Origin of the sequence: Guyparkeria sp. SB14A, from assembly GCF_005096345.1 — a bacterium.
Taxonomy (GTDB): domain Bacteria; phylum Pseudomonadota; class Gammaproteobacteria; order Halothiobacillales; family Halothiobacillaceae; genus Guyparkeria; species Guyparkeria hydrothermalis.
The window spans coordinates 18372-29066 of sequence record NZ_SWAW01000023.1 but is presented as its reverse complement, the minus strand read 5'-3'; the positions used below and the strand labels follow the sequence as shown (position 1 = coordinate 29066).

At 67.5% G+C, this 10695-nt stretch carries 7 protein-coding genes; all 7 read left to right on the top strand.

From position 1 onward, the window contains the following. The first annotated feature begins 159 nt into the window (after positions 1-159). The 7 genes from FAZ79_RS08970 to cysG are packed head-to-tail and all read left to right on the top strand — an operon-like array spanning position 160 to position 10622. On the top strand, positions 160-1560 hold the full coding sequence (locus tag FAZ79_RS08970) for an ABC transporter substrate-binding protein (RefSeq protein WP_136867630.1): 1401 nt from the start codon (positions 160-162) through the stop codon (positions 1558-1560). A 32-nt stretch (positions 1561-1592) separates the two neighbouring features. Further along, positions 1593-2597 carry an ABC transporter permease gene (locus FAZ79_RS08965; RefSeq protein WP_136867629.1) on the top strand — a complete coding sequence of 335 codons (1005 nt, stop codon included), beginning with the start codon at positions 1593-1595 and terminating at the stop codon, positions 2595-2597. A 12-nt stretch (positions 2598-2609) separates the two neighbouring features. Beyond that, entirely contained in the window at positions 2610-3512 is a 903-nt protein-coding gene (locus tag FAZ79_RS08960; RefSeq protein WP_136867628.1) for an ABC transporter ATP-binding protein, read from the top strand. A gap of 55 nt (positions 3513-3567) precedes the next feature. Next, positions 3568-6042 carry a nitrite reductase large subunit NirB gene (gene nirB / locus FAZ79_RS08955; RefSeq protein WP_136867627.1) on the top strand — a complete coding sequence of 825 codons (2475 nt, stop codon included), beginning with the start codon at positions 3568-3570 and terminating at the stop codon, positions 6040-6042. Then, positions 6039-6434 carry a nitrite reductase small subunit NirD gene (gene nirD / locus FAZ79_RS08950; protein WP_136867626.1) on the top strand — a complete coding sequence of 132 codons (396 nt, stop codon included), beginning with the start codon at positions 6039-6041 and terminating at the stop codon, positions 6432-6434. The genes nirB and nirD overlap by 4 nt, the downstream gene beginning before the upstream one ends. An 8-nt stretch (positions 6435-6442) precedes the next feature. Continuing rightward, the gene (locus FAZ79_RS08945) at positions 6443-9160 is read left to right on the top strand and encodes a nitrate reductase (RefSeq protein ID WP_136867625.1); all 2718 of its coding nucleotides are present in this window, start codon (positions 6443-6445) and stop codon (positions 9158-9160) included. A gap of 10 nt (positions 9161-9170) precedes the next feature. After that, a complete protein-coding gene (cysG, locus tag FAZ79_RS08940; protein WP_136867624.1) occupies positions 9171-10622 on the top strand; it encodes a siroheme synthase CysG in 1452 nt (483 codons plus the stop codon). Positions 10623-10695: the final 73 nt, after the last annotated feature.

Here is a 10695-nt window from a genome sequence, read left to right as displayed (position 1 = left end):
ACAGGCGCGGATTTCTCCATCGAGGCCCGGAGCACTGAACCGCTCCACGAGGAGGCCGAATAGATTGACGCAACCTGATTATCCACCACCCCACCGGGGGCTTGCGATCGGGGAGCAGGCCATAGATATGTCCACGCCTTTTCAACGGGAGACCGTTTCATGACCACCAACAATTCCTCACGACGCCGCTTTCTCAAGCACACCGCGACCGGTCTGGCCGGCATCGCGCTGGCCGGTAGCGGGCTGGCCGCTCTGCCCGCCCATGCCGAGGTCGGCTACCCCGAGAAGGAAGCGTTGACCTTTGGCTTTATCAAGCTGACCGACATGGCGCCGCTCGCCATCGCCTACGAGAAGGGCTATTTCGAGGACGAGGGGCTGTACGTGACGCTCGAGGCACAGGCCAACTGGAAGGTGCTGCTCGACGGCGTGATCACCGGCCAGCTCGACGGCGCCCACATGCTCGCCGGCCAGCCGCTTGCCGCCACCATCGGCTACGGCACCAAGGCCGAGATCATCACGCCGTTTTCCATGGACCTCAACGGCAACGGCATCACGCTTTCCAACGAGGTCTGGGAGCAGATGCGTCCCGATCTGCCCAAGCGTGACAACGGCAAACCGGTCCACCCGATCAAGGCCGATTACTTGAAGCCGGTGGTCGACGCGCGCAACGCGGCCGGCAAGCCGTTCAAGATGGGCATGGTCTTCCCCGTCTCGACCCACAACTACGAGCTGCGCTACTGGCTGGCGTCGGGCGGCATCCACCCGGGCTACTACGACCCGCGCAACGGCGATACCTCTGGGCTCATCGACGCCGACGCCCAGCTCTCGGTCACCCCGCCCCCGCAGATGCCGGCCACCCTGGAGGCCGGCACCATCGACGGCTACTGCGTTGGCGAGCCCTGGAACCAGCAGGCGGTGTTCAAGGACATCGGCGTGCCGGTGATCACCGATTACGAGATCTGGAAGAACAACCCGGAAAAGGTCTTCGGCATCACCCGCGAGTTCGCCGAAAAATACCCAAACACCACCGTGCGCCTGGTCAAGGCATTGATCCGTGCGGCCAAGTGGCTCGACGAGGACAACAACGCCAATCGGCCCGAGGCGGTCAAGATCCTCGCCAAGCCGAACTACGTCGGCGCCGACGAGGAGGTGATCGCCAACTCCATGACCGGCACCTTCGAGTACGAGAAGGGTGACGAGCGGCCGGTACCGGACTTCAACGTCTTCTTCCGATACAACGCCACCTACCCCTACTACTCGGATGCCATCTGGTACCTGACCCAGATGCGTCGCTGGGGGCAGATCGCCGAGCACAAATCCGACGACTGGTACCGGGAGACCGCCAAGCGGGTCTACCGCCCGGACATCTACGCCCAGGCGGCTAAGGAACTGATCGCCGACGGCGCGATGAGCGCTGAGGACTTCCCCGACTTCGGGAGCGAGACCGGCTTTCGCCCGCCGCAGGACGAATTCATCGACGGGGTGACCTACGACGGCCGCAAGCCGAACGCCTACCTCGAACAGTTCCCCATCGGTCTCAAGGCTGACGATCAGGTCTGATCGACCCGGCCAACCGCCCCCGGAGTGACTCCATGAATCTGTCCCTCAAGACACCCGGCGCCATCGCCCCCGTCGTCAACCTGGTCCGCGGCGAGAACCGCCGCGAGCAGGTCGACATCCTGTTCCGCACCTTTGGCCTGCCGCTGATCGGCCTGGTGGTCTTCCTGATGATCTGGGCCGGCGCGGCCGCCAAGATCGAGACCTCGTTGGGCCAGTTCCCCGGCCCGACACAGGTCTTGCACCAGGCCGAGGCGCTCTATGCCTCGCACGTCGCCGAGCGCGACAAGGCCGAGGCGTTCTACGAGCGCCAGGAGCAACGCATCGCCGAACGGCTGGCCGACGACCCGGATTACGAACCGCGCATCCACGACTACCCCGGCAAGCCGACGTTCTTCGACCAGATCATCACCAGTCTGATCACCGTCCTGTCGGGCTTTCTGATCGCCTCGGTGATCGCCATCCCGGTGGGCATCGTGATCGGCCTGAGCAACAAGCTCTACTCGGCGTTCAATCCGATCATCCAGATACTAAAGCCGGTCTCGCCGCTGGCCTGGTTGCCGCTGGTCACCATCGTGGTCAGCGCGGTCTACGTCACCGACGAGCCGATGTTCGACAAGTCGTTCCTGGTCTCGATGATCACCGTGGTGCTCTGCAGCCTGTGGCCGACGATGATCAACACCGCCGTGGGCGTGAACACCGTCAGCAGCGACCTGCTCAACGTCTCGAAGGTCCTGCGCCTGGGCTGGGTGACCCACGTGATCAAGATCGTCCTGCCCTCGTCGATCCCGATGATCTTCACCGGGCTGCGCCTGTCGCTGGGCATTGCCTGGATGGTGCTGATCGCCGCTGAAATGCTCGCCCAGAGCCCGGGTCTCGGCAAGTTCGTCTGGGACGAGTTCCAGAACGGATCGTCCAACTCGCTCGCCCGGATCATGGTCGCCGTGCTGGCGATCGGTTTCATCGGCTTTCTCCTCGACCGCGGCATGCTCGCGCTCCAGCGCGTCGTGTCCTGGGACAAGTCCGCCGTACTGCGTTAAGGAAATTTCCCCATGAGCGAATCCCATCTTGAACTGAGCGGCGTCGACATCGAATTCCCGACGCCCAAGGGGCCGTTCAAGGCCCTCGACGACATCAATCTGCGCGTCGACCGCGGCGAATTCGTCTCGCTGATCGGCCATTCCGGTTGCGGCAAGTCGACGGTGATGAACATCGTCGCCGGCCTGCACCAGGCCACCCGCGGCGGCGTGATCCTCGACGGCCGCGAGGTCGACCAGCCGGGTCCCGAACGCGCGGTGGTGTTCCAGAACCACTCGCTGCTGCCCTGGCTGACGGTCTACCAGAACGTCGAACTGGCCGTGAAGCGGGTCTTTCGCAAGACCAAGAACCGCAGGGAGATGCGCGAGTGGATCGACCACAACCTCGCCCTGGTGCACATGGAACACGCGGCGCACAAGCGCCCCGACGAGATTTCCGGCGGCATGAAGCAGCGCGTCGGGATTGCCCGGGCACTGGCGATGCAGCCGAAGGTGCTGCTGATGGACGAGCCGTTCGGCGCGCTCGACGCCCTGACCCGCGCCCATCTGCAGGACTCGCTGATGGATATCCAGGCCGATCTCGGCAACACCGTGATCATGATCACCCACGACGTCGACGAGGCGGTCCTGCTCTCCGATCGCATCGTGATGATGACCAACGGCCCGGCGGCGACGGTCGGCGAGATCCTCTCGGTCGACCTGCCGCGTCCGCGCGATCGCCTCGCCCTGGCCGACGACCCGGCCTACAACCACTACCGCCACGAGGTGCTGACCTTCCTCTACGAGAAACAGAAGAAGGTCGAAAGTGCCCCGGCCACCGCGCGCCCCGAGACGAATCAAACGCCACCGGCCGCGCCGGAACCGGCCCGCGCCGCGACCGGCGAGGCGGGCCGCAAGGCGCGGGAGACGACCGCGTGAACCCGCCCCTCGAATCGTTCCATTTTCCCTTCAACATCCAACGGGAGCCGACGCCATGACTCGTTCCGTTCCATCGACCCCCGAGACCAAACCGCGCCTGGTGCTGATCGGCAACGGCATGGCCGGGATGCGCACGCTCGAGGAACTCCTCAAGCTGGCCCCGGACATGTACGAGATCACCGTGTTCGGCGACGAGCCCTACGGCAACTACAACCGGATCATGCTCTCGCCAATGCTCTCCGGCGAGCAGACCCTGCCCGAGATCATGCTCAACGACGAGGACTGGTACGCCGAGCGCGACATCACCCTGCGCAAGGGCGAACGCGTCGAGCGCATCGACCGGCTTCGCCGCGAGGTGCTCACCCAGGATGGTGACCGCCTGCCCTACGACCGAGTGCTGATCGCCACCGGCTCGCGACCGTTCATCCCGCCCATTCCCGGCGCCGACCAGGACGGCGTGCTCGGCTTTCGCACCGTCGCCGACGTCGAGACGATGGTCGAGGCATCAGACGGCGATGACCGTCGCGCCGTGGTGATCGGCGGTGGCCTGCTCGGGCTGGAAGCCGCCGCGGGGCTCGCCGCCCACGGCATGCACGTCACCGTGCTGCATCGCAACGGCCACATCATGGACCAGCAACTCGACACGGCCGCCGGCCGCATGCTGGAGCGCACCCTTTGCGAGCGCGGCATCGACGTGCGCGTCAATGCCAACACCCGCCGGATCGAGGGCGACGGTCGGGTCACGGGCGTGGAACTCGACGACGGCGAGCGGTTGCCGGCCGACCTGGTCGTGATGGCCACCGGCATCCGGCCCAACATCGACGTCGCCGAGGCGAGCAAGCTTTACTGCGAGCGCGGCATCGTCGTCGACGACACCCTGCTGACCTACGACCCGAAGATCTACGCGGTGGGCGAATGCGCCCAGCATCGCGGCGACACCTACGGGCTGGTCGCGCCGCTGTTCGAGCAGGCCAAGGTCTGTGCCAACCACCTGGCGCACTACGGCATCGCCAAGTACGGCGGCTCGATGGTCTCGACCAAGCTCAAGGTCACCGGCGTGGACGTCTACTCCGCCGGCAAGATCGCGGCGGGCGACGACGAGACCGAGGAGGAGATGGTTTTCGCCGACGCGGCCCGCGGCGTCTACAAGAAGCTCGTCCTGCGCGACGACCGGGTCGAGGGCGCGGTCCTCTACGGCGACACGCTCGACGGCTCCTGGTACTTCCAGTTGATGCGCGAAGGCACGAACATCTCCGACATGCGCGAGCACCTGCTGTTCGGCCAGGCCCACGTCGGGGACTCGGGCCACGGCGCGACCGCGCGCATCGCGAGCCTGCCCGATGACGCCGAGATTTGCGGCTGCAACGGCGTGTGCAAGGGCGACATCGTCCGGGCGATCAACGAGAACAAGATCTTCACGCTCGACGAGGTGCGCGCTCACACCAAGGCGTCCGCCTCCTGCGGGTCGTGCACCGGCATGGTCGAGGACCTGATGGCCTCGACCTTGGGCGGCGACTACTCCGCCGCGCCGTCGAAAAAGCCGGTCTGCGAATGCACCGATCACAGCCACGACGAGGTGCGCGAGGCGATCTACCGCCAAGAGCTCCACGATATCCCGGCGGTGTTCGCGGCGCTCGACTGGCGCACCGATAACGGCTGCGCGAAATGCCGCCCGGCGCTCAACTACTACCTGCTCTGCGCCTGGCCGGATACCTACCAGGACGACCCGCAGTCGCGCTTCATCAACGAACGCGTCCACGCCAACATCCAGAAGGACGGCACCTACTCGGTCATCCCGCGCATCTGGGGCGGGGTCACCACGCCCAACCAGCTCAAGAGCATCGCCGAGGTCGCCGAGCGCTTCGAGGTACCGACGGTCAAGATCACCGGCGGGCAGCGCATCGACCTGCTCGGGGTGCAAAAAGAGCAGCTCCCGGCCATGTGGAAGGACCTCAACGACGCCGGCTTCGTCTCCGGACACGCCTACGGCAAGTCCTTGCGGACGGTGAAGACCTGCGTCGGCCGCGAGTGGTGCCGCTTCGGCACCCAGGACTCGACCGGGCTGGGCATCCAGCTCGAGAAGATCACCTGGGGCTCGTGGATGCCGCACAAGTTCAAGATCGCGGTCTCCGGCTGCCCGCGCAACTGCGCCGAGGCGACCATCAAGGACTTCGGCGTGGTCTGCGTCGATTCCGGCTACGAGCTGCACGTCGGCGGCAACGGCGGCATGAAGGTGCGGCCCACCGAGTTCCTCTGCAAGGTCGACACCGAGGCCGAGGTGATCGACTTCACCACCGCCTTCATCCAGCTCTACCGCGAAGAGGCGCGCTACCTCGAACGGACCGCGCCCTGGATCGAGCGGGTCGGCCTGTCCTACGTCAAGCGTCGCCTGCTCGAGGACCCCTCCGGGCGCGAAACGCTCTCCGAACGTTTCGCCAACTCCCAGCGGTTCGCGCAGCGCGACCCCTGGGCCGACCAGGTCGCCGCCGAGGACGACCACGAATACGAACCGATGATGGTGCTTTCATGAGCCAGTCGAACGCCAACGATCTCACCTGGTACCGGATCGGCCCGGTCTCCGACATCCCGCCGCTGGGCTCGCGGGTAGTCCAGCACCAGGGCGTGCGTATCGCGATCTTCCGCGCCCACGGGGATGCGATCTTCGCCGTGCGCGATCAGTGCCCGCACAAAGAAGGGCCGCTGTCGCAGGGCATCGTCCACGGCCAGCGGGTCACCTGCCCGCTACACGGCTGGGTGATCGAGCTTGCCAGCGGCGAGGCGGTCAAGCCCGACGTCGGCTGTACGCCGCGCTACCCCACCCGGGTGGATGACGAGGGGGTGATTTCGCTGGGCGTGCCCGCACTGCCCCCCGAGCTCACGCCAGCCGACGACGTCGTCCACGATCTGGCCGACGACGCCTGAGGGATTCCATGGATTCGGTACGCACCACCTGTCCCTACTGCGGCGTCGGCTGCGGCGTGCTCGCCGAGCGGCAAGCGCCCGATGGCGAGTGGTCGGTCCGCGGCGACCCGGACCACCCGGCCAATCTCGGCCGGCTGTGCTCCAAGGGCGCGGCGCTCGCCGAAACCCTCGATCTGCCGCAGCGGCTCATCGAACCGACCCTGCGCGGTGCGGATGGCACGCTCGAAACCACCGACTGGGAGAGCGCACTCGAGCGCGTCGCGACCGGATTCCGGGAAACGATCGCCGAGCACGGCCCGGACTCGGTGGCCTTCTACGTCTCCGGCCAGTTGCTGACCGAGGACTACTACCTCGCCAACAAGCTGATGAAGGGCTACATCGGCGCGGCCAACATCGACACCAACTCGCGCCTGTGCATGTCCTCGGCGGTGGCGGCCTACAAGCGCGCCTTCGGTAGCGACACGGTGCCGGTTTCCTACCGGGATCTCGAACAGGCCGACCTGGTCGTGCTGATCGGCTCGAACACCGCCTGGGCCCATCCCGTGGTGTTCCAGCGGTTGATCGCCGCCAAGGAGGCCCGGCCCGAGATGCGGTTCGTGGTGATCGACCCGAGGCGCACCGCCACCTGCGACATCGCCGACCTGCACCTGCCAATCGCCCCGGGCACCGACATCCTGCTCCTCAACGGCCTGCTTGCGCACCTCGCCGACCGGGGACGAATCGATCGGTCGTTCGTCGAAGCCCACGTCGAGGGTTTCGATGCCACCGTCGAGGCGGCGCGCCACGACAGCCAGGACATCGAGAACATCGCCCAACGTTGCGGCCTGCCGGTCGACGACATCCAGCGGTTCTACGACTGGTTCACCGCGACCGAGCGAAGCGTCAGCCTCTGGTCACAAGGGCTCAACCAGTCCGCCAGCGGCACCGACAAGGGCAATGCGGTCATCAACCTGCACCTGGCCACCGGCCGGATCGGCAAGCCGGGCATGGGCCCGTTCTCGATCACCGGCCAGCCCAACGCCATGGGCGGGCGCGAGGTCGGCGGGCTGGCCAATCAGCTTGCCGCCCACCAGGATTTCACGCCGGCCGACATCGACCGGGTCGGTCGTTTCTGGCAGGCGCCGAACATGGCGACCGAACCGGGCCTCAAGGCCGTCGACCTATTCGAGGCGATGCGCGACGGGCGGATCAAGGCCGTCTGGATCATGGCGACCAACCCGGCCTTCAGCCTGCCGGATTCCACCACCGTGCGCGAGGCACTCGACGCCTGCCCGCTGGTGGTGCTCTCCGAGTGCCACGGTGGCACCGACACGGCGGGGTTTGCCGACGTGCTGCTGCCGGCCAACACCTGGGGCGAGCGCGACGGCACGGTCACCAACTCCGAGCGCTGCATCAGCCGCCAGCGCGCGTTCCTCGACGCGCCGGGCCAGGCCCGACCGGACTGGTGGATCGTGAGCCAGGTCGCCCGCCGCATCGACCCGAGCTGGGCGACGGCCTTCGACTTCCCCGACTCGGCCAGCGTGTTCCGCGAATACGCCCGCCAGACCGCGTTCGAGAACGCCGGCAGCCGCGATCTCGACCTCGCCGGGCTGGCCGAGTTGAGCCGGGACGATTACCAGGCGCTGGCACCGACCCGCTGGCCGGTGCAAGCCGGGCGTGACGGCGAGCGGGAGACCATCGACCTGTTCGCCGACGGACGCTTCTTCACCGACGATCGCCGCGCCCGGATGATCCCGGTCGACAACCGCGGCGCCGCCTCGGCCCTGACCCCGGCCTTCCCGCTGCGTCTTAACACCGGCCGCTTGCGCGACCAGTGGCACGGCATGACCCGCACGGGGCCCGTGCCGCGACTCAACACCCATCGCGGCGAACCGACCGTGAGCGTGCACCCCTTCGACGCTGCCCGCTACCGGTTGCGAGGCGGCCAGATTGCACGGATCGGCAACGCCCAGGGCGAGATCCTCGCCCGGGTGAGCCTCGACGACGAACAGCGCCGCGGCTCGCTGTTCGTCCCCATGCACTGGAGCCACCTCACCGCCAGCCGTTCCGGCGTAAACAATGTGATCGCCAGCGACACCGACCCGGTTTCCGGCCAGCCCGAGTTCAAGACCCAGGCCGTCTGGGCCGAACCCTACGCGGCGCACTGGTACGGCTGGGCGCTGGTGTGCGAAGGCGCGACCCGCCCACCGGCCCTCGCCGGGTGGCCGGGCGACTACCGGGTCGTCATCCAGGGCGCCGGCCTCCAGCGCCTGGAACTCGCGGGCATCGACGCACCGGCCGACTGGATCGCCTGGGCGCAGACCGAGCTCGCCCCGCCCGCCGACACGGCCCGTCAATGGATCGAGTTCGCCGACCCGAAAGGCGGCCAGTATCGCGTCGCCTGCCTGGCCGAAGGGCGGTTGCAGTCCGTGCTTTTCGTCAGCCGCCGCAGTCGTCGCCCCGACATCGGCTGGCTGACCGACCTGTTCTCGCACGCGCCGCTCTCCGACCAGGACCAGGCCGACCTGCTGGCCGGCAAGCCGGCGACACCCGGCGAGGATCGCGGCCCGATCGTCTGCGCCTGCTTCGACGTGGGTCAAAACACCCTGATCGATGCCATCGACACCCAACAGATCACCGATGCCCGCCAACTGGGCGAGTGCACCCAGGCGGGCACCAACTGCGGCTCGTGCATTCCTGAGCTCAAACAGCTCATTGCCCGGCGCCTGACCGAAACCAGCAACTGAGGGAACCCCCATGGACCAGCTTCCCATCTTCATGAACCTGCGCGGCAAGCCCTGCCTGGTCGTCGGCGGGGGCGCGGTCGCCGCTCGCAAGGCCGACCTGATGCGCGCCGCCGGCGCCCGGGTGACGGTCGTCTCCCCCATGATCACCGGCGAGACCCGCCGCATGGTCGACGACGGCCGGCTCACCTGGCAGGAGGCCGTGTTCGACCCGGCCATGGTCGTCGGCAACCGGCTGGTGATCGCGGCGACCGACGAGCCGCAGGTCAATCACTCGGTGTTCGATGCCTGCGAGGCCCGCGGCATCCCCGTCAACGTCGCAGACGAACCGGACCTATGCAGCTTCATCCTGCCGGGCATCGTCGATCGCAGCCCGGTCACCATCGCCCTGTCGACCGGCGGGCGCTCGCCGGTGCTCGCCCGGCTGATGCGCGCCCGGCTCGAGACCCTGATCCCGGCCGGATTCGGCCGGCTAGCCGATCTGCTCGGACGCTACCGCCAGCGCGCCAAGGACCGCATTCTCGGCCTGGAGACCCGCAAGCGGTTCTGGGAGGACGTCATCGACGGGCCGATCGGCAACCTGGTGCTCGCCGGCAAGGACCGCGAGGCGGAGGACAAGCTCGCCGGTCTGCTCGACGACCGCGAGGCGCCCACCGATACCGGCGAGGTCTACCTGATCGGCGCCGGCCCCGGCGATCCCGACCTGCTGACCTTCCGCGCGCTGCGCCTGCTGCAAAAGGCCGACGTGGTCGTCTACGACCGGCTGGTCGCCCCGGCGATCGTCGATCTGGCCCGGCGCGAGGCCGAGCGGATCTACGTCGGCAAACGGGCCGGCAATCACAGCTGTTCGCAGGGCGATATCAGCGGTCTGCTGCGCGACCTCGCCGCCGAGGGCAAGCGCGTCGCCCGGCTGAAGGGCGGCGACCCGTTCATCTTCGGCCGCGGCGGCGAGGAGATCGACGTACTCGCCCGCGCCGGCCTGCCCTTCCAGGTGGTGCCCGGCATCACCGCCGCCAGCGGCTGCGCCGCCTATGCCGGCATCCCGCTCACCCACCGCGATCACGCCCAGTCGGTGCGGTTCGTCACCGGCCACCGGCGTGGCGAGCGGCTGGATCTCGACTGGCAGCACCTCGCCTCGGGCCAGGACACGCTGGTGTTCTACATGGGGCTTGGCAATGCCCGCGAGATCTGCGCGCAGCTGATCGCGCACGGCATGCCCGCGGACCGGGGGGCGGGGCTGGTCGAGCATGGCACCACCTCGCGCCAGCAGGTGCACGTCGGCACGCTCGCCACCCTGCCCGATCGCATCGCCGCCGCCCAGTCGCCCGCGTTGCTGATCATCGGCGACGTGGTCGGCCTGCACTCGCGACTCGCCTGGTTCGAAGGGTCGGCGAGTGCCGATCCGAGCTTTCTCTCCGGTTCTATCGAGCAGAGCGATCCGTTGTCGGTCCGCAGTGCCGCATAAGCCGCGCTACAAGCCGACACCTGATCTGAATTCAACACGCGTTCGACACACAGCAGACACACATCCGCCACTC